32 protein-coding genes and 1 pseudogene are annotated in these 23,419 nt (G+C 38.1%); 23 read left to right on the top strand and 10 right to left on the bottom strand.

Going from position 1 to position 23,419, the window contains the following annotated elements; translation table 11 throughout:
• Positions 1 to 177: 177 nt before the first annotated feature.
• The 4 genes from IAE19_RS03365 (at position 178) to IAE19_RS03350 (ending at position 3,447) form a co-directional block, all read left to right on the top strand.
• A complete protein-coding gene (locus IAE19_RS03365; protein ID WP_200459525.1) occupies positions 178 to 1,071 on the top strand; it encodes an amino acid ABC transporter substrate-binding protein in 894 nt (297 codons plus the stop codon).
• 97 nt (positions 1,072 to 1,168) lie between these two features.
• The gene (locus IAE19_RS03360) at positions 1,169 to 2,011 is read left to right on the top strand and encodes an amino acid ABC transporter permease (protein WP_200459524.1); all 843 of its coding nucleotides are present in this window, start codon (positions 1,169 to 1,171) and stop codon (positions 2,009 to 2,011) included.
• A 1-nt stretch (position 2,012) separates the two neighbouring features.
• The gene (locus tag IAE19_RS03355) at positions 2,013 to 2,690 is read left to right on the top strand and encodes an amino acid ABC transporter permease (RefSeq protein WP_200459523.1); all 678 of its coding nucleotides are present in this window, start codon (positions 2,013 to 2,015) and stop codon (positions 2,688 to 2,690) included.
• A 13-nt stretch (positions 2,691 to 2,703) separates the two neighbouring features.
• Entirely contained in the window at positions 2,704 to 3,447 is a 744-nt protein-coding gene (locus IAE19_RS03350; protein WP_200459522.1) for an amino acid ABC transporter ATP-binding protein, read from the top strand.
• Between the two features lie 136 nt (positions 3,448 to 3,583).
• Here IAE19_RS03350 and IAE19_RS03345 read toward each other — a convergent pair whose 3' ends face one another.
• A complete protein-coding gene (locus IAE19_RS03345) occupies positions 3,584 to 5,026 on the bottom strand; it encodes a DcaP family trimeric outer membrane transporter (RefSeq protein ID WP_200459521.1) in 1,443 nt (480 codons plus the stop codon).
• A 578-nt stretch (positions 5,027 to 5,604) separates the two neighbouring features.
• Here IAE19_RS03345 and IAE19_RS03340 point away from each other — a divergent pair.
• Both IAE19_RS03340 and IAE19_RS03335 read left to right on the top strand, forming a co-directional pair.
• Positions 5,605 to 6,075, top strand: a complete 471-nt coding sequence (locus IAE19_RS03340) for an Lrp/AsnC family transcriptional regulator (protein WP_200459520.1) — start codon at positions 5,605 to 5,607, stop codon at positions 6,073 to 6,075.
• Positions 6,076 to 6,236: 161 nt separating this feature from the next.
• Positions 6,237 to 7,187 (top strand): tyrosine-type recombinase/integrase, encoded by a 951-nt coding sequence (locus IAE19_RS03335; RefSeq protein ID WP_200459519.1) that lies wholly within the window; start codon positions 6,237 to 6,239, stop codon positions 7,185 to 7,187.
• Here the strand turns inward: IAE19_RS03335 and IAE19_RS03330 are convergent.
• The 9 genes from IAE19_RS03330 to IAE19_RS03290 all read right to left on the bottom strand — a co-directional run bounded on the left by IAE19_RS03330 (position 7,162) and on the right by IAE19_RS03290 (position 13,703).
• The gene (locus tag IAE19_RS03330; protein WP_200459518.1) at positions 7,162 to 7,413 is read right to left on the bottom strand and encodes a hypothetical protein; all 252 of its coding nucleotides are present in this window, start codon (positions 7,411 to 7,413) and stop codon (positions 7,162 to 7,164) included. The genes IAE19_RS03335 and IAE19_RS03330 overlap by 26 nt on opposite strands.
• Before the next feature lie 258 nt (positions 7,414 to 7,671).
• Positions 7,672 to 8,370 (bottom strand): ERF family protein, encoded by a 699-nt coding sequence (locus tag IAE19_RS03325; protein ID WP_200459517.1) that lies wholly within the window; start codon positions 8,368 to 8,370, stop codon positions 7,672 to 7,674.
• A gap of 11 nt (positions 8,371 to 8,381) precedes the next feature.
• Positions 8,382 to 8,759: a hypothetical protein gene (locus tag IAE19_RS03320; RefSeq protein ID WP_200459516.1), complete on the bottom strand. Its 378-nt coding sequence runs from the start codon at positions 8,757 to 8,759 to the stop codon at positions 8,382 to 8,384.
• Between the two features lie 248 nt (positions 8,760 to 9,007).
• Positions 9,008 to 9,463, bottom strand: coding sequence for a hypothetical protein (locus tag IAE19_RS03315; RefSeq protein WP_200459515.1), 456 nt, complete (start codon positions 9,461 to 9,463; stop codon positions 9,008 to 9,010).
• Positions 9,464 to 9,676: 213 nt separating this feature from the next.
• Positions 9,677 to 10,873, bottom strand: a complete 1,197-nt coding sequence (locus tag IAE19_RS03310) for an acetamidase/formamidase family protein (RefSeq protein ID WP_200459845.1) — start codon at positions 10,871 to 10,873, stop codon at positions 9,677 to 9,679.
• Between the two features lie 430 nt (positions 10,874 to 11,303).
• Positions 11,304 to 12,182, bottom strand: coding sequence for an SDH family Clp fold serine proteinase (locus IAE19_RS03305; protein WP_200459514.1), 879 nt, complete (start codon positions 12,180 to 12,182; stop codon positions 11,304 to 11,306).
• 78 nt (positions 12,183 to 12,260) lie between these two features.
• Positions 12,261 to 12,596 carry a hypothetical protein gene (locus IAE19_RS03300; protein ID WP_200459513.1) on the bottom strand — a complete coding sequence of 112 codons (336 nt, stop codon included), beginning with the start codon at positions 12,594 to 12,596 and terminating at the stop codon, positions 12,261 to 12,263.
• 64 nt (positions 12,597 to 12,660) lie between these two features.
• A complete protein-coding gene (locus IAE19_RS03295) occupies positions 12,661 to 12,963 on the bottom strand; it encodes a hypothetical protein (RefSeq protein ID WP_200459512.1) in 303 nt (100 codons plus the stop codon).
• Positions 12,964 to 13,019: 56 nt separating this feature from the next.
• Positions 13,020 to 13,703: a LexA family protein gene (locus tag IAE19_RS03290; RefSeq protein WP_200459511.1), complete on the bottom strand. Its 684-nt coding sequence runs from the start codon at positions 13,701 to 13,703 to the stop codon at positions 13,020 to 13,022.
• A gap of 101 nt (positions 13,704 to 13,804) precedes the next feature.
• On the opposite strand from IAE19_RS03290, the gene IAE19_RS03285 reads away from it, so the two are divergent.
• The 17 genes and pseudogenes from IAE19_RS03285 (at position 13,805) to IAE19_RS03210 (ending at position 23,418) form a co-directional block, all read left to right on the top strand.
• Positions 13,805 to 14,005, top strand: coding sequence for a hypothetical protein (locus IAE19_RS03285; protein ID WP_200459510.1), 201 nt, complete (start codon positions 13,805 to 13,807; stop codon positions 14,003 to 14,005).
• A complete protein-coding gene (locus IAE19_RS03280) occupies positions 14,002 to 14,358 on the top strand; it encodes a helix-turn-helix domain-containing protein (RefSeq protein ID WP_200459509.1) in 357 nt (118 codons plus the stop codon). Before IAE19_RS03285 ends, IAE19_RS03280 begins: the two co-directional genes overlap by 4 nt.
• Entirely contained in the window at positions 14,318 to 14,701 is a 384-nt protein-coding gene (locus tag IAE19_RS03275) for a hypothetical protein (RefSeq protein ID WP_227612185.1), read from the top strand. The genes IAE19_RS03280 and IAE19_RS03275 overlap by 41 nt, the downstream gene beginning before the upstream one ends.
• A gap of 56 nt (positions 14,702 to 14,757) precedes the next feature.
• Positions 14,758 to 14,991, top strand: coding sequence for a hypothetical protein (locus IAE19_RS03270; protein WP_227612184.1), 234 nt, complete (start codon positions 14,758 to 14,760; stop codon positions 14,989 to 14,991).
• The gene (locus IAE19_RS03265; RefSeq protein ID WP_200459508.1) at positions 14,988 to 15,821 is read left to right on the top strand and encodes a DNA adenine methylase; all 834 of its coding nucleotides are present in this window, start codon (positions 14,988 to 14,990) and stop codon (positions 15,819 to 15,821) included. Before IAE19_RS03270 ends, IAE19_RS03265 begins: the two co-directional genes overlap by 4 nt.
• Positions 15,821 to 16,810: pseudogene (locus IAE19_RS03260) on the top strand (helix-turn-helix domain-containing protein). The gene IAE19_RS03265 and the pseudogene IAE19_RS03260 overlap by 1 nt, the downstream one beginning before the upstream one ends.
• On the top strand, positions 16,807 to 17,250 hold the full coding sequence (locus tag IAE19_RS16560) for a hypothetical protein (protein ID WP_227612183.1): 444 nt from the start codon (positions 16,807 to 16,809) through the stop codon (positions 17,248 to 17,250). Before IAE19_RS03260 ends, IAE19_RS16560 begins: the two are co-directional and overlap by 4 nt.
• Positions 17,247 to 17,432: a hypothetical protein gene (locus IAE19_RS03250; protein WP_200459507.1), complete on the top strand. Its 186-nt coding sequence runs from the start codon at positions 17,247 to 17,249 to the stop codon at positions 17,430 to 17,432. The genes IAE19_RS16560 and IAE19_RS03250 overlap by 4 nt, the downstream gene beginning before the upstream one ends.
• Complete coding sequence (locus IAE19_RS03245; protein ID WP_200459506.1) at positions 17,429 to 17,830, top strand: DUF559 domain-containing protein; 402 nt, start codon at positions 17,429 to 17,431, stop codon at positions 17,828 to 17,830. The genes IAE19_RS03250 and IAE19_RS03245 overlap by 4 nt, the downstream gene beginning before the upstream one ends.
• On the top strand, positions 17,830 to 18,264 hold the full coding sequence (locus tag IAE19_RS03240; RefSeq protein WP_200459505.1) for a hypothetical protein: 435 nt from the start codon (positions 17,830 to 17,832) through the stop codon (positions 18,262 to 18,264). Before IAE19_RS03245 ends, IAE19_RS03240 begins: the two co-directional genes overlap by 1 nt.
• Positions 18,265 to 18,279: 15 nt before the next feature.
• A complete protein-coding gene (locus tag IAE19_RS03235; RefSeq protein ID WP_200459504.1) occupies positions 18,280 to 18,537 on the top strand; it encodes a hypothetical protein in 258 nt (85 codons plus the stop codon).
• A 220-nt stretch (positions 18,538 to 18,757) separates the two neighbouring features.
• Positions 18,758 to 19,429 carry an MgtC/SapB family protein gene (locus tag IAE19_RS03230; RefSeq protein WP_200459503.1) on the top strand — a complete coding sequence of 224 codons (672 nt, stop codon included), beginning with the start codon at positions 18,758 to 18,760 and terminating at the stop codon, positions 19,427 to 19,429.
• Between the two features lie 319 nt (positions 19,430 to 19,748).
• A complete protein-coding gene (locus IAE19_RS16555; protein ID WP_227610752.1) occupies positions 19,749 to 19,949 on the top strand; it encodes a hypothetical protein in 201 nt (66 codons plus the stop codon).
• 604 nt (positions 19,950 to 20,553) lie between these two features.
• On the top strand, positions 20,554 to 20,982 hold the full coding sequence (locus IAE19_RS03225) for a hypothetical protein (RefSeq protein ID WP_200459502.1): 429 nt from the start codon (positions 20,554 to 20,556) through the stop codon (positions 20,980 to 20,982).
• Positions 20,951 to 21,592, top strand: coding sequence for a putative metallopeptidase (locus IAE19_RS03220; protein WP_200459501.1), 642 nt, complete (start codon positions 20,951 to 20,953; stop codon positions 21,590 to 21,592). The genes IAE19_RS03225 and IAE19_RS03220 overlap by 32 nt, the downstream gene beginning before the upstream one ends.
• A gap of 58 nt (positions 21,593 to 21,650) precedes the next feature.
• The gene (locus tag IAE19_RS03215; protein ID WP_200459500.1) at positions 21,651 to 22,172 is read left to right on the top strand and encodes a DUF2280 domain-containing protein; all 522 of its coding nucleotides are present in this window, start codon (positions 21,651 to 21,653) and stop codon (positions 22,170 to 22,172) included.
• Positions 22,132 to 23,418 (top strand): terminase large subunit domain-containing protein, encoded by a 1,287-nt coding sequence (locus tag IAE19_RS03210; RefSeq protein WP_200459499.1) that lies wholly within the window; start codon positions 22,132 to 22,134, stop codon positions 23,416 to 23,418. The genes IAE19_RS03215 and IAE19_RS03210 overlap by 41 nt, the downstream gene beginning before the upstream one ends.
• The last annotated feature ends 1 nt before the right edge of the window (position 23,419 follow it).

Below are 23,419 nucleotides of genomic sequence, written 5' to 3'. Positions count from 1 at the left end.
TTTTAATCTTTTCATTTTTTTTCAAGAGCGTATAAAAAGAGCTATTATCAATCGATAATAAGTAATAATTAAAAGTTGGCTTGATAATTGCAACTAGGAAAAACAAGCTCATCCTTTAGTATCTTTGAATAATACCAACAGATACCAAAGGAGAGAACTTATAATCAAGGAGTTTTTATGAAACATTCAGCGACCTCACTACTTGTATCTGCACTTATGGTTTTTACAGTCGGAGGAGCAACACAGGTTCAAGCTGCCGATACATTGGCAAAAATTCAAAAGAGCGGAAAAATTATTATTGGGCATCGTGAATCTTCTGATCCAATTTCTTATGTAGTGGGCGGTAAACCAGTCGGTTATGCAGTTGATATCTGTAATAACTTTGCCAATGAAATCAAGAAAGACCTTAAGATGCCAAATCTTAAAGTTGAATATAAAGCCGTGACTTCATCGACCCGTATTCCTGAACTTCTATCAGGCAATATTGATATGGAATGTGGTACTACAACTAACTCTAAACAGCGTCAGGAACAAGTAGGTTTTTCAACCAATTACTATGCAACTGAAGTTCGTATGGCTGTTAAAGCTAATTCTGGTATTAAGAGTCTTGGTGACTTAAATGGTAAAGCAGTTGTAACAACTCAGGGAACTACATCTGATAAGTACATTAAAATGAATGAGCGCGGCCAAAAAATTAATGTACAAAACATTTATGGTAAAGACCATGCAGATTCATTCTCAATGATGGCTTCTGGTCGTGCAGCAGCATTTGTGATGGATGATAATATTCTGGCAGGGCTTATTGCTAAGTCATCTAACCCGAAAGAATTTGCAATTGTTGGCCCTGTATTATCCTCTGAACCCTATGGCATCATGATTGCCAAAGATGATCCAAAATTTAAGGCAATTGCAGATCGTACAGTAAAAGGCATGTGGAAATCTGGTCAGATGGATGCTTTATATAAAAAATGGTTCCAGTCAGCCATTCCACCTAAAAATACCAATTTGAATATGCCACAAAGTCAATCGTTTAAAAAATTAAAAGCAAATCCTACTGATGCGGGTATTTAACTCATCATTTTAATGAATAGTAGGTAGACCGTTGGCTCATGTAGTGATTTTTACTGCATGAGCTGTGCTTTTTTGAATTTTAATAAAAGGGGCAGCTATGTCAGTTGGTTCATTAAACTGGACTGCATTTTGTGCTGAATCTAATGAATACGGAATGGATAAAGCCGCATGGGCTGAATCAGTCTGTAAAGGATTAGGTAGCGCAAGTTATTCTCCTTATGCCGATGCACCTACATGGCTTCAAATGCTAGGTTCAGGCGTATTTACGATGGTTTGGACAGCCGTTGTTGCGTTTTTAATTGCATTCTTGTTAGGGTCATTACTGGGTATTATTCGTACTTTACCTAACAAACCTTTAGCTTTTATTGGCAACTGCTATGTTGAAATTTTCCGTAATATTCCTTTAATTGTACAACTTTTCTTCTGGGCTTTTGTATTTCCTGAGTTTCTACCTGACAGTTTGAGTTCTGGAAGTGGAGATATCGTTGCAGGTGGTTGGTGGAAAAATATTTTAAATACTCATCCAGCTGTTATTGGTGTTTTTGCTCTGGGTCTTTATACAGCGGCACGCGTTTCTGAGCATATCCGGGCGGGGATTAATACAGTATCACGCGGTCAAAAATATGCTGCTTCTGCACTTGGTTTTACTACAGGTCAAAGCTATCGCTATGTGATTTTACCTGTGGCTTATCGGATCGTTTGGCCGACCATTACGTCTGAAGCCATGAACGTTTTTAAGAATTCGGCAGTACTCTATGCACTCAGTGTACTCAATTTCTTTGCCTATACTAAAACGATGCGTGAAGAGACTTCTCAAGATATTGTTATTCTAATTTTATCTACGCCAGTATATTTAATTATCACTTATGGCATTAAATTTGTGATGGCTTGGATTGAGAAAAGAATGGCTGTGCCTGGTTTAGGCTCGGGAGGGAAGTAATATGGATTTTAGTTTATTACAACATCCTGATGTGATTCACGCATTAAAAGAAGGGTTTATTTTTACCCTTACGGTAACAGTTTTAGCTATGATTGGCGGGATTCTTATTGGTACGCCTCTGGCAATGATGCGTTTATCCGATAACTTTGTAGCGCGTAATTTTGCCAAGTTTTATGTGGATGTTTTTCGTGGTATTCCACTGATTCAGGTCATTTTTATTTTCTATTTTCTGTTGCCTAAAGTATTTGCTTTCCAGTCGGACACGTATTGGGGGCCATTATTTTCTAGTGTGGTTACGTTTGCTATTTTTGAAGCAGCGTTCTTTTCTGAGATTGTACGTTCTGGTATTCAGTCTGTTTCAAAAGGTCAGGTGAATGCGGGTTATGCATTAGGCTTTACCTATGGTCAATCCATGAAATACGTAGTGTTACCACAAGCTTTTCGCAATATGTTGCCCGTGCTTTTAACACAAACGATTATTTTATTTCAGGATATTTCGTTGGTCTATGTAATCAGTGCGCCAGACTTTTTAGGCCGTGCAGATACGCTAGCCAATACTTATGGCCCTGAAACAAAAGCAACCTTTTATTTTATTGTAGCTCTGGTTTATTTCTGTAGTTCGTTCTTGCTTTCGCAACTCGTTAAACGATTACAGCAGAAAATTGCCATCATTCGCTAATTGGAGATTTTAAATGCCAATGATAGACATCCAACATATCTCTAAATGGTATGGTGATTTTCAGGTTTTAACAGATTGCACCACTAGCATCGAAAAAGGGGAAGTGGTCGTCGTTTGTGGCCCATCAGGTTCTGGAAAATCAACATTGATTAAAACAGTCAATGCACTTGAACCCATACAAGAAGGCAATATTTTAGTCGATGGAGTATCACTGCGTGATCCTAAAACAAATCTTGCCAAATTTCGTTCAAAAGTCGGAATGGTATTTCAACATTTTGAACTATTTCCACATATGACAGTACTTGAAAATTTAACGGTTGCACAGGTTAAAGTACTGAAACGTTCCGTGGCGGAAGCTCGTGAAAAAGGTGTGAAGTATCTGGAACGGGTAGGTTTACTTGCTCATAAGGATAAATTTCCCGGACAGCTTTCTGGCGGGCAACAGCAACGTGTCGCGATTGCCCGTGGACTATCAATGGATCCGATTTGTATGTTGTTTGATGAACCCACGTCTGCACTTGACCCTGAAATGGTGGGTGAGGTTTTAGAAGTGATGATGCAACTTGCCAATGAAGGTATGACCATGATGTGCGTAACGCATGAGATGGGCTTTGCCAAACGTGTGTCAAACCGTGTCATTTTCATGGATGAAGGTAAAATTCTGGAAGATTGTGCGACAAGCGAATTTTTTTGTAATTTACATGCTCGTCATGATCGCGCCAAATTGTTTTTAGATAAGATCCAAATGATGCATTAAAGGTCTTTATTGTAAAAAGGGGGCTGATAATTCGGCTCTTTTTTATGGATTAAATATTTATAATTTATTTGCAAAAAACCACAGATGTACTGTGGTTTTTTTTTAAACAAAAATAAATTATAAATTTTTCTACTAATTAGAAGCTATATTTTGCCATTAAATTCAAACGTGAATAATCACCATCATTTGACTTGGTAGGATCAAGCTGTTCAAAAATCTTACGTTGACCATAGGTATATTCCACGCCTAAATCAATTGCTTTGGTCGGGCTGTAGAACGAATTGACAATGATATTATACAAGGTTTTATTTAAACCATCACGTGTCGTTGCTGCAGTGGCGGCACGTGACGCAAAATCTGCATAACCATTATCATCTTTATACCAGATACCGCCAGCTGCAATCGTTGATCTGAATTTTGGACTCCATGTGCGCGAATAACCAATAAGTCCTGAATCAAACTCACTTTCTGAAATATTTAAGCTACCATCAGCATTGCTTGAAGCAACATACGCGGGGTTGCCGTAAAGTAAATAACGGTTATCACCTTTAACGTGATAGTAGTTGGCAAATACTGTGTCTACATCGGTAATTTTATATTTGGCACCTAAACCAATACCCCAGCCAAGTTTTTCTTCGTCGTTGCTGTCATTGGTAGAGATACGATTTTCATGTAGAAGTGCATGTGCTTGGCCTAAGAGTTTATTATCAGCTGTTTTAAAATCGTATCGGGCAGTAACGGCAGGGAATCGGTTACCACCACTCGAAGTTGTACCATTGGCATTGACCGTCGTGTTCGCTGTAGTAATGTTGTCAACATCACCACCTTCCAGTGCAAGCAACAATTTCTGGTTGGCATCAATTGGTTGAGTATAGCGAACCTGAACAGTACGCGTTGAACCATAACCCATTGGCCCATTGAAGTCGACCGTTTCAGGGGCGGTATCGACATTGACAAACGGAGAGGTGGTTTGTCCTGCTAACCATTTTCCGACATTTACATAGGCATGACGCACACGTAATGAACCTGTACCATTTGTTCCTGATGAGCCCATAAAGTCAGCTTCAATTTTACCCGTAATTTCACCAATATCACTTGGACGAGAGAAATCCAAACCAAAACGAGTCGTTGCAGCAGACACGTTTAGTACATCTTCGGTTGCATTGACTGAGTTTAGAGGAACTTTGTTGATTGGATTACTGATATTCGTTGTATCGGCATTCGTGCCTTTAAAGTCATACGTGGCATCTGCGCGGATACTACCGTACAACTTCACTTGAGTTTGACCATCTGGCAAAGTTAACCAGCCTGGTTTTGCATTGGCTGGAGCGGGTGTAGCTGGCGCTTGTGCAAGAACTGGGGCTGGAGGTGGAGTAACATAAGCGGGTCGAGCTTTTTGTTCTGCCACGATTTGTTTTTGAGCTACTGCCTGTTGTTGGATCAATGCGCGAAGTTCTGCGACTTCTGAACGTAATTGTTGGATCTCTTGCTGCTCACTTGTTGCTGCAAAAGTTGGAAAAGAGATTGCTGTTAGCCCAAATGTACTCATGCAAAGTACTAATTTATTAAGTTTGATCACGATGACTCCAATAATTATGATAAAAGCTCAAATCAAAAAGCTTCATATTTTTACAAACAAGAATAGTGCCAATAATTAAGCCAAGCTAATGAGTCTTTTTTGTTTGCTTAAAAAATATTCAATTATTTAAATAAGACCATTTAAATATTCAATTTGTTAAAAACAAAGAGGGAAATTTTATTAATGATTCAGTTTTAAATGATACTTAAATTCATTTAATAAACTCAATTTGGAAAAAAATAGTAATATATTGGGTTTTTATGAAAAATAATTTAAATTTGACTTGGTTTTTTATGATTTTAGGGAAATAATCCCATATAGATATTGGTACTTTATACATCAGGGTGTGATGGGGATCGAAAAGAGTGATCTACGGATTGGGAGATACGTAGATCTGACCCAAAAGGTCTCAATTCGGCTTTGACAGGATTAACCACAAGTTAATTACAAGACGCATTCATTTATCAGTGAAATAGTCGTCACAAGTAAACGAGTGTTTTCCCTTGACCCTGTAAAAATTGAATAACTATAAACGTTCCAATAAACCACAATGGTCTGATTATGATTGCGGAGTAACAATGGAACTGGATCGTTTTGATAAACAAATTCTTGAAATATTAACCCATGAAGATGTCAATCTGAATGAGCTTTCTGAGCGTATCAGTCTTTCAGTTAGTTCAGTTCATCGACGTATTAAGCATTTAATTGAAACCAATATCATGAGTAGTCTCAAACGTGATATTAATTTCGCTAAACTTGGATTTAGTTTGCATATTCTTTTACAGGTTTCATTAAGCAAACATGATACGGAAACGTTTGACAAATTTTTGACTGAAATTGAAGATATTCCAGAAGTCACCAATGCTTTTTTGGTCACAGGGCAGAGTGCTGATTTTATTTTAGAGTTAGTTGCTCGTAATATGGATGATTATAGTGATATTTTGCTACGCCGAATTGGAAAAATTGATAATGTAGTGGCATTACATTCGAGTTTCGTAATTAAGGAATACAATGTATTTAACTGTTATAAACTATTAAACAAATTATAAAAAACGCGCATAAAGTGCGTATGTGATTAGTGTTGATAGATGCTTAACTTTAATTAAATTATAGCTTTCAAGGCTTTATGATTTGTTATGAAAAACTATTTGATATGTTTTTTCATTAAATTTAAGATCTACTGCAACAAAAGTGCAGCAAGATTTTAGTCATGGCAACATTTCAAAAGCGTAATGGTAGAGTCACCGCTACGGTTCGAATCAAGCATCATCCCGCTAAAAGTAAAACCTTCAATACTAAAAAAGAGGCTAAATCTTGGGCGGATGATCTTGAGCATCAATTAAAGAATGAAAATAATAAAATATATACTCACGTGACACTTGAGCAAGCATTAACTGAATATCGAGATACGGTTTCTACAACCAAGAAAGGTGCAAAACAAGAAAAGGTGAGAATCAATCAACTCTTAAAATTATTGAATGTCGAAATTTCACTGTCAGACATTAACAAAGAATTCTTAAATAGCTTTTTAGACTTTAGGTTAGAAAAGGTGAGTCCTTCCACTGCAAAACGTGATATGCAGCTTCTATCCTCAATTCTTACCTGGTGCGTAGAGAAGAAATTCTGGCTGAATGCATCACCGATGACAAACTTTAAACTTCCTCAGGCGAACCCACATAGAGAACGGGTCATCTATGAACACGAAATTGAGCTTTTACTGAATCACTTGAGTGGTGAGTTAAAGTATATTTTCATGATTGCGTTAGAGACTGGCATGAGGCTAGGCGAGATCTGCTCACTGGAGTGGGAGCGGATTTACTTGGACAAGCATTATTTGCATCTTAAAACCACCAAAAATGGAAGATCAAGAGAAGTTCCTTTGAGCAAAGTTGCTATTCAAACCTTCAAGCAAATGAACCCAAAGAAATCTGGTTTAATTTTTAATTATGAATCTCAATATGCGAGTTCAGATTTTATGAAGGCTCGTATTGAAGCAGGATTGAACGATTTGACCTTTCACGATACACGGCATACTGCAGCCACTCGTATCGCAAAAAAACTGACATTGCTCGATCTGTGTAAAATGTTTGGGTGGAGTGATCCAAAACGGGCGATGATTTACTACAATCCAACCTCTAGTCAGATTGCAGCATTGCTTTAACGGCTTTAAGTGAGTATTTACCGCGTATATCCTTTAACTTGTGCTTCTTACGCATACCGTTAAATGTATGCCATGTTAGCCCTGGTATGCGCTTAGTAAGCTCTGTAATTGTTAATAGCTCATCGTTCTGATCGGCTAAGGCTTTCTTAACTGCATTTTGACAAACTTGGTCCATTAAATGGACTAATTCGTCAACCGGCATTGTTATAAATCGAACCTCTGTCATCTTCTTTTCCCCTTGAAAAATTTATTGCGCATAGCAGAAGCGTGTTGAACACCAAAATACATATTTAAGATCTCATTTTTTCAAAAGACTGCTGTCGAGCGACCTTTTGGTTAGTTAGTAGGGAAACCGATACATCCTTGATGAGTTCATTTCCCTGTAAGATCTGTTGTTTTGCATGGAGAGCCGTAGTTGCTTCTACACGTCCACGTAAGTTGCCTTTGCCGTGAAGCTTGGCCACATACTTGAAGATGTAGGTTTTTAAGCACTCCAACCCTCCAAATCCTTTTTTGCTCTGCATGCCTGTACAATCTGAGGCTCAAAGCGAGTTCCCTTGAAATATTGATAAATTGGTTTTAAAACGGCTTCTTCTTTAGCAAACTGAATATCTTTTAAGGCCTTTTGAAAGTCGTGAGTCAGTTGCTGCACTGTATTAGATGGGGCATGCTGATTCTGTTGCTGAACCTTAGGCTGCTGGCGTGTTTGCTGATTTTGCTGATGGTGCTGATTTTGAGCAGGCGTCTTTTGCTGTTCATGAAATGCGTCTGTATCAGGATCTTGTGTGTCATCAATCAGAAATAGTCCATTTAAGGCGTATTTACGTGCATAGGAGCTTGACGCACCAAAGGTCTGCGCGACGTCCATGCCTTTCTTGTCGATATCGACACCTGCATGGGCTGTAATCACCGTCTGTCTGCCATCTGCTTCTGTAAAGATAGCTTTAGCGGTAATTACGACTAATGGGCCAACTTGCTGTACTTCATCACTTACAACAAGTGTTGCACCATACTTATGCAGTAAGGGCTTTACTGCTTCTAGAATATCTTCACAGCTACGATAGTGGAAATTACCAAATTTGTTGAATTTGCTTTTAGGTGCTTTTAGCTCAAGCTGGATGAGTTGCAATGTACTAGATGCATTCATTGCAGTTAAGTTCTCTGTATTTACGGCTACATTCATCATCATATTCCTCAAGCGTTGTTGTATTGTTTGTTACGGTACGCGATACACTGTTCTTTGCTGTAACGGGGCGACTGAGTAGCTACCCGCCGTTTAATAGCACGCTGATAGTTGACTAGTTTCTTGATACTAGGTTTAAGCCATTTAACTGTTAATTCATCTTCAGTAATGGAGCGAGGTTCACTGTCTGTCTTGTCTTTCACTAGTATGGTGTGCCAGTCAAATGCTCGTTCAGAACGTCCACCGAAGAATTCATTGTCAAAGTTAGGGGTGTAATTTTCAGACACTCTAACCATATAAATTTTTGGACCAAGACGCAGGGTGTAATAACCATTTGAGTCTTTCCCCATATATTCTTCGAATGGGGTGGTATAGTGTTTCTTTTGCATCACATGCTCCACAATATTGTTTGTTTCGGCTGTTGCGAATTCAGAACTTGAAGCACTATGCTGAGTAGTGTTTCGATTGGGAGAGGTAGGGGTAGGTTTACTGAATCCACACTTTATAAATGGTGTCACTACCCTAGTATTTACATACCTTTTAAGCTGGTGTACGGCATAACTTGTCGGTTGTATTTTGCCCTGTGATTGGGTAAAAAATAAGCACCTTATAGTGTAAGAAACTGGCTTAAAGATAATCATGTATTATCCTCAGCCAAATGATTCTTCTCAATATATGTAGCTATGAGAGTGTTGATATTGTGATGATCATTACGATCTGTGAAGTCCCTGTATTCATGACCGCCGATTGAAGTAATGCGGTCAATTGCAAGGTTTGTAATTTCAATCACTTCACGCTCTGAACCGATAACGCCATAGTTTTCTTCACGTGCAGTGAAATCAAAGCTGGTATAAATATAGAAACCATCTAGTTTGATTACCGCTTCACCTGAGCTTTTGTCGTTATCGACTTTAATTGCTGAAACACCATATTCAGTAGGTTTAGATACCGGATAGGTTGCGACGGGTGTAGGCTTTTCAGAAACTAGGGCATATGCGCCTGTTAGACCGAATAGCATTGATGCACCAATTGCTACATGCTTCATTCGAAGCTGTATGCCTGATCTATTGTGATTAAATGTGTTTTGTTCCATAATCATCTCACTCTTTGAGTAAAGCTCCGTCCGCCTGCAAGTGTTCGGGGCTTTTTGTTGTCTTGATGGAATATGTGTTCAACTAATTGAACTTACATGTCAATGGTTTGTTCTATAAATTAAATTAATTTTGTTCAAAATATTGAATTATGTTCTAATAGACAAAAGAAAACCCATCACATGGATGGGCTTTTGAAAAAAAATTAAATGATTTTATTTTTTAGGTTCTTCAATAAACTCTTTAAAATCTGCTTTACGAATCATAGCATGAATGCCTTTTGTGCGATCCACTACTTGAGAAACTTGGAAATCAGTCGCTGCACTTAAGTATGCGTAAGCAGTGGCTTCATCAATTCCAAATTCATTCTTTAAGAATGTAATAGCTTCACGAGTTGATTTTTTCATTGCTTCATCAAGATCAGGATCTAGGCCAGGAGTAATCCAAAATTCTGCATTTTCAGCTAAAGGTTGTTTAATCTCTTTACCTGGTATTTTATCGCGTCCAGATTTGAGTAGTGTGATTTTTAAAGTAGCTCGTGCAGATCCTTCCAATGCGGTTAATGCAACTTCGCCATCACCTTGAACAAAATGGCTATCTCCAGTGTAGAACATGGCTCCTGGAACTTGAACAGGGTAATATGCCGTGGCACCAGCACCTAACTCATTAATATCAATGTTACCTCCAAAGAAAGAAGGAGGAACAGAGTTAACAGGTTCACTAGTATTTGCCGCTACACCCATCGTACCCATAAATGGATAGAGTGGAAAACGTATAGATTTTCCAGAATCAGTTTTCATAACACCTTCATACTCTCCTTTAGCATTCTTCTCGATAGGAGTGAATATAGAGACATTGCCAAATGAAGCTGGATCTTTTACAGAGGGATTTGGGCTAGCTGGAGTTTTAGGAAATTCACCTACTAAAGTGCCTTTGCCATGACGATTTGAAATGACACCATAAGGAACTCGGGGCTCAACTTTGATGATCTCAACCTTTAAAACATCGCCTGGCATTGCACCCTCAATAGCCACAGGGCCAGTAATAATATGAGGACCATCTTTAAAGAAATCATGTTTTAAATCAGATTTCGTTATCATTTTAGCTTCTTCTAAAATGTATTCTGATTTGACACCTTTAGAGTTAAAGTATTTTTCAGCGTCGCGCCCCTGATCTTCAAGTAATCCTTCATGTGAAACCGTATCAAATGTAATAGTGCTTCCTGATGGAACAGTTAGGACTGATTTTGTATCTTTATTTGGCAAATATCCCCATTTGATGGTCGACAGAGTAGAAGGTACATAATAATTACCAGAATATGGTCCACTTTTAAGCAAGGTCGGTTTATCAGAGATTTGCTTTAATACTGTGAAATCGTCCGCATATGCTAAACCGAATGCAGAACACCCCATGACAAGTATTGATAAAAGTGTTTTTTTCAAAATAACCGCTCCATTTTAAGCAAAATTTAAGGAAAGTGTTATTTTTATAAGCAAATTGAATGCCAATTTTGAATTTCTGAAATTAATTAGAAAAAAGTTAGATAACTCATATTTGTTTTAAATTATTTTTTTACGCAGGTCTCTTAAAATAATAGATAAAAGAAAACCCACACTGAGTGGGTTGAACTTGTAATGAGATTTTATTTTCTTGCGAAACTTTGTACTTGTGGAGTATTTGTCTTTCCACTGGATGCATTGTATTCGGGTGGCTTAATAAGACCTGCTCTCAAGAGATTCTGATAATCCCTTTGAGCATTTAACATTGCCTGATCCTTTGTTAGTGAGTGTTCATCATTTTTATTCAAGGCTGATCCAACTCTATCAAGTAAATTTCCCATATCTATGATCTCTGCAAATTATTTTTAGTGTGGATGATGCAGTTTGCACCAGTTAGACGTTGATAGTCTCTTAACAAATCATGATATTCATACACATGAAACGCTAAGTTCTGATTTTGATCTATATCCACAATCCGCAATCTAATGGGGTCAGATTGTAGAGTTTTCATACTAATATATCTACCATGTGAATGCCAGTAGTTATGGTTACAAAAATGGTCGGCTATCTCTTTAGCTCTTTGAACTTTTTCATCATGAGAAACAGGAGCGCTATTGCTATGTGTTACCCAATTTTTGAATTTATACTCAACTAACCATTCTTTTAGTAGTGTGATGGATAGATCTTTAGCTTGTTCATATCTCCGCAGTGTCCCCAGATCTTGATTCGCTAAAACCATATATTCAGCTTGGCTACAAGTTCCGTTATTGGATTTTTCAATAATTTCAGCAATTTTATCCAAATAACCCAAGGCCGGCACCAAAAAATTCTGCTTATCTGGAACCTGAGGATCAATAGGCCCTAAAGACGAAGCATACCCCATATAAATATCATCACCAGACATGCATAATATTGTTCCAGCAGACATTGCCATTTCAGGAATTATAAAAATTACTTCACTATAAAAATGACGTAAAATGTCTTTCATTTTTTCTGCTGATTCAACTACACCACCCCCAGTGGTAAGCAATACAGCTACTTTCTGATTTCCCGAAAGATGATCCATTTCAGTTTTCAAGGCATCATTTAGAAGGTTTGGACTGTGGTCAAGGATACTGCCAAAATAAGCAACGATATCATGTTCGGGCAATATACTAGAAATTTCATTGTGGTAATGATTCAGGGCTATTCTTGCGTGTGCCTCTATAGAGCCTAAGTACATTAAAATTCTCCTTCAAATTTAATTTCAATTTCCATTTTCATATCGGGTTTTAAAAAACTTTACTTAGCTTTTATTTAATTAACACCGTATATTTTCTTTAGCTTTATAAAAATCCAAAGCTGATTTCAAATCATTGAGCAGCTTATCTTCCGTGTAGTGATTATTTTCACTTTTAAGTAGAGCTGGCATGTAGTTGCTCTTATATTCGCCAGGGTAATCTTTGCAAAGAATTTGAGTCTTTTCTTCACGTGATGTATTCGGGCTATCCAATTTATCTAAATAAGAGCTAATAACAGCATCAGATTTTTCAAATTGTGCAGATACAGCATGACTATCTTTAAAACTCTGATCATCTTGTGGTTTTTGACAACCCGCAAGAGTGATCATTATTGCCAGTATTATTTTTATCTTCATTTCAGTTTTCATCAATAATAATATGATCTTAAAGTATTTTTATCCATTTAAAGAATTTAGGTCATCACTTCTCAGAATATTTTCCTAAAAACTCGTCTATCCAGCCTTGAGCTGCATCCAGATTGGTTATGTCAGTCAGTTTTAGAGTAGTCTCTTCAGCTTCATTGAAACCTTCAATGATTGCTTCAAAGATGTTTGCCTCACTAATAACCTCGCGCGCCATCTCTGCTGCGTCATAGCTTTGCTTGGCCTTCTTAAATCCTGCTATTTGCTTATCAATTCCATCGCCAATTTTACTTAGTGCAAGTTTAAATTCTTGACGATTAATTGTTAGCGCAGTTTTTGATTTATTTAGTGTTGCGATCATTATTTTCTCGTTCTTTAAATGGTTTAAAGTACTGGGCATTCCATCACATTGATTTCTTAATACTTAAAAATTCTATTGTGAGCCACAACCACACCAATTATTGAAATTTCTATCTGTGTAGAGTTAAGTGTAGGAAAGTCAGGGTTTAATGGTACGAGCTCAATTACATCTACACCAAACTCATTTACCCCAATGACGCGGTATTTTTTGAATGTTGTTCTGGCAATACCGTGCTGGATTTCTTGAGCAATCACTAATGATCCTGGCTTAGGTTCAAGTGATCCATCAACTACCAATTCATCACCTGGCACAAACTCTGGAGCCATGCTTAAGCCTTCCACTTTTAGAGAGAATACACACTCAGGTCGTACTCCCTCGTAAGTAGTCCAGCTTGTTCCCAGAGGATTCACACCATCATAACCGACTTCATGAAACAGGCCTGCTTGCACATAGTCAAGTAGAGGCACCTGCCTTAAGGGAACATCTATAAAAGTTACATTTCCATTAGGTTCTTGTATCACTGGCTGACTTTTTACATCGTTTCCTGTTAATAGCCATGAACTTGTAGTCTGGAGGCAATTAGCTAAAGATTCTAGATGTTTTGCGCTAGGGCTATTGCTCCCATTAACCCATCCTGAAACTGTGCCACGTGCAGCTTTTGTTGATCTCATTATATCTGCTTGCGTTAAATCAAGTTCACGCATGCGTAATTGAATGCGATCAGAAACTGTCAGACTCATAAAAACTCCCTTAATTGTGTTCAAAATTATGAACAAAAAAATTGACAATCACCTGAACATGTTGTTCAATAAATAGAATTTATGTGTTCAAGGTTTTGAATATGAATGTTCGGCAATTACGAGAGTTTTATGGTGTTAAAAACAACTCTCAATTATCCCAAAAAATCAAAAAAGTTCGCTCTTTATTAACCAAATGGGAAAAAGAGGGAATTCCTCCACGTACTCAAGCAATATTTGAAGTGCTGACAGATGGAAAGTTGAAAGCTGACCGTCAAGTTTTATCAGGACAATTGCAATCATGAGCAAAGTATTACCCGAGCTTTCAGCAAGTGCCAGAAATGACGTTTCTCGGATATTGCATGGTCTTGATGTGGGCAACCAAAAGGAAATAGCAGAACAGCTTGGAGTTGATCCCAGTACTATCACGCGCCTTAAAACCGACAAGAAAAACAATGGCTTGAATGAAATTGAAATGTTTTGCGAGCTATTGAGTTGTCTTGGATTGAAGGTTGTGCCCAAAGATTATCAGAGCATAGATAAAGAGCGAGTAGCAGCACTACTTGTCATGTCAAAAAGTTGGATGAACAGAATTGAAACTGTTGACGACTTATTTCATGACGAAATCAGTGTTCAGAAAGAAAAACTTGGATATTAAAAAACCGCTATCTGCGCGAACAGAAGCGGTTGGCATTCATAAACTTACAAAGGTAATGAACATGAATAATTTAACAGATCAGCAAATTGAAGACAATCGGGAATTTTTGGTGGGTGATGTGGTGGTGATTAAGGACCACGTATTAGGGCCCTATTTAAGTGATTCCATTTTTCACATCATCGAATACAAAGAAGATTTCTTAGGAGGTCATGTGCAAATGCAAGACTCTTCAGGAAAAATTTGGACTTCTGGGTGTCAACATCTTCGACTTGCAGAACCAATTGAAATCAAATTTTGTCGCCGTTTGACTGAGGCTGAAATCGCCTTAACGGAGGTGCCATGAATACACTTCCAGAACATAAACACATCCAGGTCATTCAGTCCTGATATGAGCCTGCATTGCGAACTTTAGCTAATGTTTTACGTAAAAAAGAGGAAAACCTCAGAAAAATTAATCGCGATATCAAGAATGCTGCTGTTAATCGTGATGAATATATTGATGCTTTGCTAAAAGATCATCGTAGTTTGCACCACTCCCACGCTAGTGAAATTATCTCGAGTTTATATCGTGCAGGAAAAATCCGTTACTTGGGTAAGTTTATTCAGGTGAATAAAGAGGATGGTGCAGCATGACATCTATAGCTCACCCAATTATCCGTTATCACGGTGGCAAGTTTCGTATTGCCGATTGGATTATCTCAAAGTTTCCAGCCCATAAAACCTACGTCGAGCCGTTCGGCGGTGGTGGATCTGTTTTACTGTGCAAGCCGCAAAGTAATATTGAAGTTTATAACGACATAGATAGCGATGTAGTTAATTTATTTCGTGTGCTTCGAGATCCTGAACAATGTGAGCAGCTCAAACAATTAGTTCATCTGACACCATTTTCACGCGATGAATTTCATCTCGCATATGAAGAAACAGAATGTCCAGTTGAAAAAGCAAGACGGATGATTGTAAGAGTACAAATGGGTTTTGGTAGTGCGGGTGCTACGAAAGGTCATACAGGTTTTAGATTGGCTGGTGGACGCCAGAAAAATTACGAAATCAATTTATGGGATCGGTACCCGCAGCGCATAGCCAAATGTGCAGAACGCCTTAAACAATGTGTAATTGAAAATCAAGATGCATCAAAAATTATCAGTTTATATGACGCCGATGACACATTGTTTTTTGTGGATCCACCGTATGTAAGAAGCACCAGAACAGCAAATGTTGTGGCGTATCGTCATGAAATGACAGATAGAGACCATGAACGTCTCCTTGATCAACTCGTTAATGTGGAAGGTTCAGTAATTATTACAGGTTATGAGCATGACATTTACAACGAGAAATTATCCACATGGACAAAGTTCACTAAATCAGTTCAGGCGTCAGGACGTCTTGGCGGAGTAACACGTCAAGAATGTCTTTGGATTTCCCCAAAAGCGCAACATCAAGATTTATTTAGTGGGGTGAATTAATGAGCTTAGATGCCACAAACTGGGCTTGGAGAAAGCGCCAGGTTCAAAAGAAAGGTGGTTCATTAAAACCCCTTAAAAAATTGGTTCTCCTTTCTCTTGCAGATCGTGCAGGCGAAGACCACTGCGCTTATCCAAGTATTGCACGTTTGGTGGAAGATACCGAGATGGAGCGCAAGACAGTTCTCAAAATTATTAATGAGCTAATTGAAGATGGTTTAATTGTCGATACAGGTGAGCGTAGAGGACGTACCAAGCAGGTTAAAGTCTATCAACTAGTCGGTGTAAATGGACGTGAAACAGTGCCAATAATGGTACTGTTAGATAGTGAAAAAGAGGATTTAAATAGTACCAATAATGGGACTCTTTTAGATATCAAAGAGTCCCAACAACGGAACAGTTCCAACAACGGAACAGTTCCAACAATTCCGTTAAAGAGTCCCAACAATTCCGTTAAAGAGTCCCAACAACGGGACACGGAATCTTTTAAAGAATCTTTTAAAGAATCTAAAAATAAAAATACTTGGCTTTGCTTAAAAAAACTTCGTGAAGAAATTGCACAAGCTAATCCTGATTTAAATCCAATGGATCTGTTTCAATCCTCTTGGTTTGAACGAGAGAAAAATGCATTTGAGCGATTCAACGAATCAAAACAGCTTTGTGATGATCTTATGGTTTATCACTTTGCTGATTGGTTACTCAACGCCAAAGGCAAATACCAACCACGAGAGCATGTTCAAAGGGCAAATTATGTTGGACAGGCTCAACATTCATCATCGGCAGCGCATCTTACCGAAAAACAGATTTCAGCGTTTTCGCTCAAGTTAGCGCACCATCCCGAGTTCGCAGGTTTCTTTGCTCGGGCGGGTGAGAGTTATGAGCAACTCGCTGCACGTATCGCCGTAAAACTTTCTGATCCTTCACAAGCAAAAAAATGGGAATCGTATCTCACACAAGTTGGATTTAATGGCTCATTGAGGGGTGTTGCATGAAAAATTTAAAAGTGGGTTCAAAAGTCAAAGTTGATTTCATAAGCGAATCAAAAACGATCTATTCAGGCAAACGCTTTACAGGTTCCGGTGTTGTTGATCGTGTCGAAGATGGTCGTGTATTTGGACGCTTAGATGATGGCCAACCGTTTATGTGCTTTTTGAGTGATGTTGATGTGATTGAAGAGCAAGGGGACAAAATGAGAAATAAATCCCATATTGACCGCTTCGATACATACTTGCAAATCATTAGTTTTGCTATCGAAAACAAAAGACGAATTTCTTCAAGTGATTTGATTCAAGAGATGGGTTTGACGCTGAGATCAGCACAACGCTATTTAAGCGACTTGGTCAAGGCAGATTGGTTGCTTACTGATTATTCATCACCAAGGGGATATATGCCGTCAGACAAGGCTAAGAAAATATTTAAGGTGGAAGTATGAAGAATCTTTTTTCAGTTGGCGATAAAGTCCAGCATGACGTTAAACACTGGAAGCAACCAACAAGCACACTGACAGTGACACACATTAAAAATCTTGTGGTGGCTGCAGTTGATGACAGTGGGCAAAAGTTTGTTGGAAATTATGGCTGCTTTACTTTGATCAAACGAGGTGAGTCTAAGTGACATCAATAAGCCTCGCTGAATACCGCACTAAATTTCCAATTAAGAAGGGTAATAAGCGCCGTTCAGTTAAAGGTCAGCGGTTACAAAGCGAAGGTGAAGTAACACTGGCGAGGCATCTAAAGGTTTTAAAGATAGGGTTTGAACAAGAATACAAGTTTCATCCAGAGCGAAATTGGCGGGCAGATTTTTTGATAACCGGGACGAATATTTTGATTGAAGTGGAAGGTGGTATTTGGAGTGGGGGACGGCATACAAGGGCGAAAGGTTATTTGGGAGATATGGAAAAATACAATGCGGCAGCGGTTTTGGGTTTTAAGGTTTTACGGTTTAGTACACAGCAAGTGAAAAGTGGTTTGGCGATTAAGCAGATTGAAGATTTGGTGAGAGGTGGTTTGTGATGAATGCAGCGGTAACACCAGTTATGAATTGGACAAAATACACAATAGATGGATGGTTAGAGCAGTTCGGCGCTTGGTGTGAAACTGTGCGCATGCAAGGTGGTGATTTGCCTGACGGATTACACATTAATCAAATCTACTGGTTGATGCGTGAAGCAGGAAAGCCAATGCCAAGCGGTAAATCTTATATTCGATGTGAAATTACGGATTATGAAGCGAATCAGGTGCAAGCATTGCTGCGTAGTTTGTTAAATTCTGATAAGACCGATTTCACTACTAAATTTGCTTTGATGTGCTTAATTAAAAATAAGGTTGAAAATAAAGGACTTGGAAAAGTTGCCCAAGAAACAAACCAGTCTAAAGCTCAGGCTGCAATTATGGTAAGTTGTGCTAGATTTTATATATCTGGACATGATAAAAGATTGAAAATTTAGTTTGAGGGAAAACCATTGATTGAGAAAGTAAAAATTCCAATTAGGCTGGACAAGCTCGACGGCTCTCAAAAGGATAAAATGAAGGAAATACTTGAAACTTTAGGGTATGTTTCGGGTTCAATAGATGTTGGTTCTTACACAGTTTTTTATTTATATGTTGACATGAGAAGTGAAAATATCATAAATATTTTAGAAAAATTCCCGGGAGGTGCTGAAGGTTTGAAAAAATATATTAAATCAACCTTAAGATTATTAGGATACACTTCGTATTGATTGTCTAGACGTAATATGGCACACTTCTGTTATAGTGGGCGAAGTTATAGTAATTCACTAAGTATTTAAAAGCTCATCATTCGATGGGCTTTTTGCATTTGTGTAAATATAAAAGTGTTTTAAGCCTAATGAATAAAATACACATAAGATTATTACTATTTCGCTTATCAATCTTAAGGTCCAAGTAGTAAAGTTAATAAAACATTACTAGGAATTAAAAATGACTACTAATTTGGAGTTGGTTGCTCGGCTACTACTTGCGGCAGTTCTTGGGAGTTTTATTGGGTTTGAAAGGGAAAGATTAAATTGGGCCGCTGGATTAAGAACACATATGTTGGTATGTGTTGGATCCGCTTTAATTATGCTTGTTTCATCTTACGGCTTTTCTGATCTTTTGGGCCGTGAAGGTGTAGTTTTAGATCCCTCTAGGGTTGCAGCACAAGTAGTATCTGGTATTGGATTTTTAGGGGCTGGATCTATCTTACTTAGGGGAGAAACTGTGCATGGTTTAACAACTGCGGCTAGTCTGTGGTCGGTTGCTGGTATAGGTTTAGCGGTCGGTGGCGGGATGTATATCCCAGCAGTAGGAGCCACAGTAATTATATTGCTGATATTGGCTGGTGTTAAACCTTTAGAACATAGATTTATTGCTGTAAAGCATCAAAGGTTAGTTAAAATCGTGGCAGATAAAGGCGTTTTGACATTTCAATCCTTACATGATGTCTTAGGCTTAAAAAGTAATCGAGTTAAACAATTTATTGTTCAGCAATCAAACGAAAATTTTGAAAAAGATGAAGTTCAAATAAAATTTCATCGGATGACTCCGAAAGAGTTTGATTTTATTTTAAAGCTTATCCAAGAGGTTGAAGGTGTTGACAATATTGAATATTAAAATACATATAAATTATTGATTTAATTAATAATTTTTATTTGTTGGAGTTTATGCTGAATTTTATTTTAATTTTAGTGTGTAACCCTTGCATTATCAGCAAGGAGTCTAAACCAAAGCCTATCGTTAATTTGACAGATTAGGATGAAAATGAGATGGAATTTGAGCAAGTAAATATTCAATATAAAGTAGTGTAAAGACACTTTGAAAAGTAAAGAATTTAAATTAAGCCTTCTTCGGGCGGTTTTTTTATTGTCAGACATGGCTTACTTTATTTGTGAAAAAATGGTATCTATTTAACAAATTTAAATAAATTAGCCCAATGAAAAGATTCCCAATGCGGCCTATAGTGGTTGTTTCACCTTGGACCACTGAACAAGATATTTTTTTAATCGAAAACAGTGACATGCCCAATGAAAGCTTAGCTTTAAATTTGCCATTCTCCTTAGACGAAATTATTGCACGCAAAAAAGTCCTAGGGCTGATGAGACGCCAAAGACACATGATAAAAGGATTTAGGTGAACTTATTTACAACAATTTACTAAATTACTTTAATTTTCACGTAAAGTGATCATGCAGGAATTAGAACTTAATTTCTGTAATCAGCCTTGATAGCCCATATTGCTAAAACAGTATGGGTTTTTTTATGAAAACTTAATTAACGATGATTCCATAAGATGTACAGAAAAATTAAACCTAGTATTGTTAGCACTATCAATATCGTGGTAATGCTCATGGAGTTGTCTCAATAAGGGATAGAATTAGTTTTTCTAATTAATTCCTATTAAATAGGTTTCTTAACGTTTGGTAAACAATTATCTAGAAAGTTTTGTATGTATTTTTCGATAACAAACCTACAAATGTGACATTATTTGCTATTTTGGATGTAATAGAGAAGTAGTAATAGGGCAATGATTGCCAACAAAACATAAGGTATTTGAATCATCATTTTAAAGTCCTGATCGTTTTTTTATCATTGTACAATTACATCGCTTAAAAAATAATTAGGAAATATTAAGTTAAGTATTAGAAGTATTGAGGTGAGCATGGAATTTAACCAGTTGTTCACAATAAAGTCACATGATCAGATTACAAGTGTTATTGCTTATTTGCAGAGCAACTATTTATGGAAATAGACATATATAAATCCAAAACCAAAAAATTGCCGTTAAAACCCAAACCAAGAACAAAACCACTCCCTAAAGCTAAGCAAAATTATCTCGAAGCTGAAGAAACCCTATTCCAAGAACTAGAAGAAAATCTCATTGGTTATCGCCGTAGATTTAAATTTGAATCAACAAAAAATTGGCGGTTTGATTTCTATATTGTGAAATTGAATCTTCTCATTGAAATCGCGGGTAGCTCTTGGGCGGTGGGTCGCTGTGGCAAAAAGATAGCGAATGCATATAGTAAATATGATTTAGCTGAAGAACTTGGGTATCAACATATTCGTTTTGATCCGTGTAATATCGAATCAGGTTATGTGATTCATTGGATTAAGAGCGAATTAGCGAGATTAGAAAATGGACCAGATCAGACCATTCCCGAAGACTGACTTTATCGATCAAGCTGAAGAAGAGGAAGCAATTCGTATAATCGCTGCACCGGATCTAAAAGAGTGGGTGATTGCCAATTTCTTAACTTTAGGTGGTGAGCTGCACAACCCAGACCATGACCATATCGCTGAACTGCTTCATGACGACGAAACTTTTTTGGCATTTGCTTGGGCATCATCTGCCGCCGTAGCTAAAAAGCGAATGGTATTGGGTCAATGTGAAAAAGTGATGTTTAATCAGGGGGGATGGAAGAAAGCACGACAAGAACAACAGATGCGTGATTGGTTCGGCTTTGTACCTGTTTATCTTATTACAATTGATGCCAGCTTTTGTGAACGAGCGAGTGATCGAGAGTTTTGTGCTCTCATCGAACATGAACTCTATCACATCGGTGTTGAGCGTGACGAAGATGGTGAGCCGCTCTATAGCGACATGACTGGCCTACCAAAGCACTATTTAGCTAGCCATGACGTTGAAGAATTTGTCGGTGTAATCAAACGTTGGGGCGCAAGTGATAGTGTTAAGCGTTTGGTCGAAGTCGCCAAACAAGCGCCGTTTGTATCAGAGAAAAATATAGCTGCGTGCTGTGGGACTTGCATTATTAATTGAGCCTTAAGGCTCTTTTTTTTGCCTATCTTGCTTTACGTAGCTTTACGAAGGTGAGTTTATGGCAGCACTTAAAGAGCCTGTAAAAATCTTTATAGTTCAGTCTCTTGCTTGCTTTGAAACACCTCAACAAGTCGCTGACGCGGTAAAGCAAGAGTTTAATATCGAAATTGAGCGTCAGCAGGTCGCGCTTTATGATCCAACCAAGTCAACTGGAAAGAATCTGAGTAAAAAATTAAAGCTACTTTTTGAGAAGACTAGGAAGGAATTTAAAGCCAATGTTTATGACATACCTCTGGCTAACAAATCTGTTCGATTAAAAGAGCTTCAGAAAATGTATGAAGACTGGGGTAAGAATAGGGTCAAAAAGCAAGGAATCATCAAGCAGATCAAAGATGAAATGCATGGTTATGAAATCCAGTTATTAGATGAGCAACTTAAGCAGCTCGAAATTGACAAGATCAAGAATGGCGATGGTGAAGGTTCAGATGATCCAACACCAGTGAAAGTCACCATTCAAGTTGTAGATGCGAGTAAAAAAGATGCCCAACATCAATCCAACACTGAATGTACCTCAGGCTGAATTTCTACAACTAAAAAATAAATTTCGTGCTTTCGTTGCTGGGTTTGGATCAGGAAAGACGTGGGTAGGCTGTTCAAGTCTGTGTGATAAGTCATGGGAATTCCCCAAGGTACCATTAGGCTACTTTGCACCGACATACCCACAGATTCGAGATATCTTTTTCCCGACCATTGACGAGGTGGCTTACGACTGGGGGCTTAAGACGAAAATCTATGAGTCCAACAAGGAAGTGGATATTTACTATGGTCGGCAATATCGAAGCACAGTAATTTGTCGGTCCATGGAAAAGCCTCAGACAATCGTAGGTTTTAAAATCGGTCATGCTTTGATTGATGAGCTAGACGTAATGCCTACGCTGAAAGCGCAGCAGGCTTGGCGGAAGATTATTGCTCGTATGCGCTTCAAGCAAGCGGGTTTACTCAATGGAATTGACGTTGCGACAACACCAGAGGGATTTAAGTTCACGCATCAACAGTTTGTTAAAGAAGCAAATTTAACACCTGTTAAGCGTGCACTCTATGGAATGATTCAGGCATCCACATATGACAATGAAGCCAATCTACCCGATGACTATATTTCATCGCTATTTGAGTCTTATCCACCGCAATTGATTTCAGCTTATTTAAAAGGGCAGTTTGTCAATTTAACCAGTGGCGCCGTTTATCCAGACTTTGATCGAAAGCTAAATCACACCGATGAAGAAATTCAACCTAATGAACCTTTGATTATTGGGATGGACTTTAACGTTTTGAAAATGGCTGCGGTGGTCTATGTGATTCGTGAGGGGAAACCATTGGCACTTGATGAGATGGTAGGGGTGCGAGATACACCGACCATGGCCACATTGCTCAATGAGAGATTTCCTCTGCACGACATGACGGTGATACCTGATGCAGCTGGACAGGCGACCTCATCAAAAGCGGCCAGTGAGTCAGACCACGCCATTTTAAGAGCTAAAGGTTTTCGTATTGAGGTGGATGGGACTAATCCAGCCATTAAAGATCGTATCAACGCCGTTAATGCTTTGATATTGAACGGTGATGGTGAGAGAACTCTCAAGGTAAATACCAATAAATGCCCACGATTCACTGAAACACTTGAACAACAAATTTATGATGATTTCGGAATGCCAGATAAGAAATCTGGGCTTGATCACGTCGGTGATGCTGGTGGTTATCCTTTGGCAAAAAGATTCCCAATAATTAAACGGATTGTTCAGGTAAAAAGAATTCGAGGCATGTCTTAAT

The sequence above is a fragment of the Acinetobacter sp. S40 genome, from assembly GCF_016624705.1.
Lineage (GTDB): Bacteria > Pseudomonadota > Gammaproteobacteria > Pseudomonadales > Moraxellaceae > Acinetobacter.
The sequence above is the reverse complement of the archived record's forward strand: the minus strand, read 5'-3'. Positions and strand labels throughout refer to the sequence as shown.

What these genes read in the sequence shown, in the direction of transcription:
- IAE19_RS03330 (WP_200459518.1), bottom strand. Translation starts at nt 7,413, where the DNA reads ATGACAGAGGTTCGATTTATAACAATGCCGGTTGACGAATTAGTCCAT.
- IAE19_RS03230 (WP_200459503.1), top strand. Translation starts at nt 18,758, where the DNA reads ATGACTACTAATTTGGAGTTGGTTGCTCGGCTACTACTTGCGGCAGTT.
- IAE19_RS03295 (WP_200459512.1), bottom strand. Translation starts at nt 12,963, where the DNA reads ATGATCGCAACACTAAATAAATCAAAAACTGCGCTAACAATTAATCGT.
- IAE19_RS03305 (WP_200459514.1), bottom strand. Translation starts at nt 12,182, where the DNA reads ATGTACTTAGGCTCTATAGAGGCACACGCAAGAATAGCCCTGAATCAT.
- IAE19_RS03335 (WP_200459519.1), top strand. Translation starts at nt 6,237, where the DNA reads ATGGCAACATTTCAAAAGCGTAATGGTAGAGTCACCGCTACGGTTCGA.
- IAE19_RS03265 (WP_200459508.1), top strand. Translation starts at nt 14,988, where the DNA reads ATGACATCTATAGCTCACCCAATTATCCGTTATCACGGTGGCAAGTTT.
- IAE19_RS03285 (WP_200459510.1), top strand. Translation starts at nt 13,805, where the DNA reads ATGAATGTTCGGCAATTACGAGAGTTTTATGGTGTTAAAAACAACTCT.
- IAE19_RS03300 (WP_200459513.1), bottom strand. Translation starts at nt 12,596, where the DNA reads ATGAAGATAAAAATAATACTGGCAATAATGATCACTCTTGCGGGTTGT.
- IAE19_RS03215 (WP_200459500.1), top strand. Translation starts at nt 21,651, where the DNA reads ATGGCAGCACTTAAAGAGCCTGTAAAAATCTTTATAGTTCAGTCTCTT.
- IAE19_RS03310 (WP_200459845.1), bottom strand. Translation starts at nt 10,873, where the DNA reads ATGGGGTGTTCTGCATTCGGTTTAGCATATGCGGACGATTTCACAGTA.
- IAE19_RS03365 (WP_200459525.1), top strand. Translation starts at nt 178, where the DNA reads ATGAAACATTCAGCGACCTCACTACTTGTATCTGCACTTATGGTTTTT.
- IAE19_RS03225 (WP_200459502.1), top strand. Translation starts at nt 20,554, where the DNA reads ATGGAAATAGACATATATAAATCCAAAACCAAAAAATTGCCGTTAAAA.
- IAE19_RS03250 (WP_200459507.1), top strand. Translation starts at nt 17,247, where the DNA reads ATGAAGAATCTTTTTTCAGTTGGCGATAAAGTCCAGCATGACGTTAAA.
- IAE19_RS16560 (WP_227612183.1), top strand. Translation starts at nt 16,807, where the DNA reads ATGAAAAATTTAAAAGTGGGTTCAAAAGTCAAAGTTGATTTCATAAGC.
- IAE19_RS03350 (WP_200459522.1), top strand. Translation starts at nt 2,704, where the DNA reads ATGCCAATGATAGACATCCAACATATCTCTAAATGGTATGGTGATTTT.
- IAE19_RS03320 (WP_200459516.1), bottom strand. Translation starts at nt 8,759, where the DNA reads ATGCAAAAGAAACACTATACCACCCCATTCGAAGAATATATGGGGAAA.
- IAE19_RS16555 (WP_227610752.1), top strand. Translation starts at nt 19,749, where the DNA reads ATGAAAAGATTCCCAATGCGGCCTATAGTGGTTGTTTCACCTTGGACC.
- IAE19_RS03290 (WP_200459511.1), bottom strand. Translation starts at nt 13,703, where the DNA reads ATGAGTCTGACAGTTTCTGATCGCATTCAATTACGCATGCGTGAACTT.
- IAE19_RS03275 (WP_227612185.1), top strand. Translation starts at nt 14,318, where the DNA reads ATGACGAAATCAGTGTTCAGAAAGAAAAACTTGGATATTAAAAAACCG.
- IAE19_RS03325 (WP_200459517.1), bottom strand. Translation starts at nt 8,370, where the DNA reads ATGAATGTAGCCGTAAATACAGAGAACTTAACTGCAATGAATGCATCT.
- IAE19_RS03360 (WP_200459524.1), top strand. Translation starts at nt 1,169, where the DNA reads ATGTCAGTTGGTTCATTAAACTGGACTGCATTTTGTGCTGAATCTAAT.
- IAE19_RS03315 (WP_200459515.1), bottom strand. Translation starts at nt 9,463, where the DNA reads ATGGAACAAAACACATTTAATCACAATAGATCAGGCATACAGCTTCGA.
- IAE19_RS03240 (WP_200459505.1), top strand. Translation starts at nt 17,830, where the DNA reads ATGAATGCAGCGGTAACACCAGTTATGAATTGGACAAAATACACAATA.
- IAE19_RS03340 (WP_200459520.1), top strand. Translation starts at nt 5,605, where the DNA reads ATGGAACTGGATCGTTTTGATAAACAAATTCTTGAAATATTAACCCAT.
- IAE19_RS03355 (WP_200459523.1), top strand. Translation starts at nt 2,013, where the DNA reads ATGGATTTTAGTTTATTACAACATCCTGATGTGATTCACGCATTAAAA.
- IAE19_RS03220 (WP_200459501.1), top strand. Translation starts at nt 20,951, where the DNA reads ATGGACCAGATCAGACCATTCCCGAAGACTGACTTTATCGATCAAGCT.
- IAE19_RS03210 (WP_200459499.1), top strand. Translation starts at nt 22,132, where the DNA reads ATGCCCAACATCAATCCAACACTGAATGTACCTCAGGCTGAATTTCTA.
- IAE19_RS03280 (WP_200459509.1), top strand. Translation starts at nt 14,002, where the DNA reads ATGAGCAAAGTATTACCCGAGCTTTCAGCAAGTGCCAGAAATGACGTT.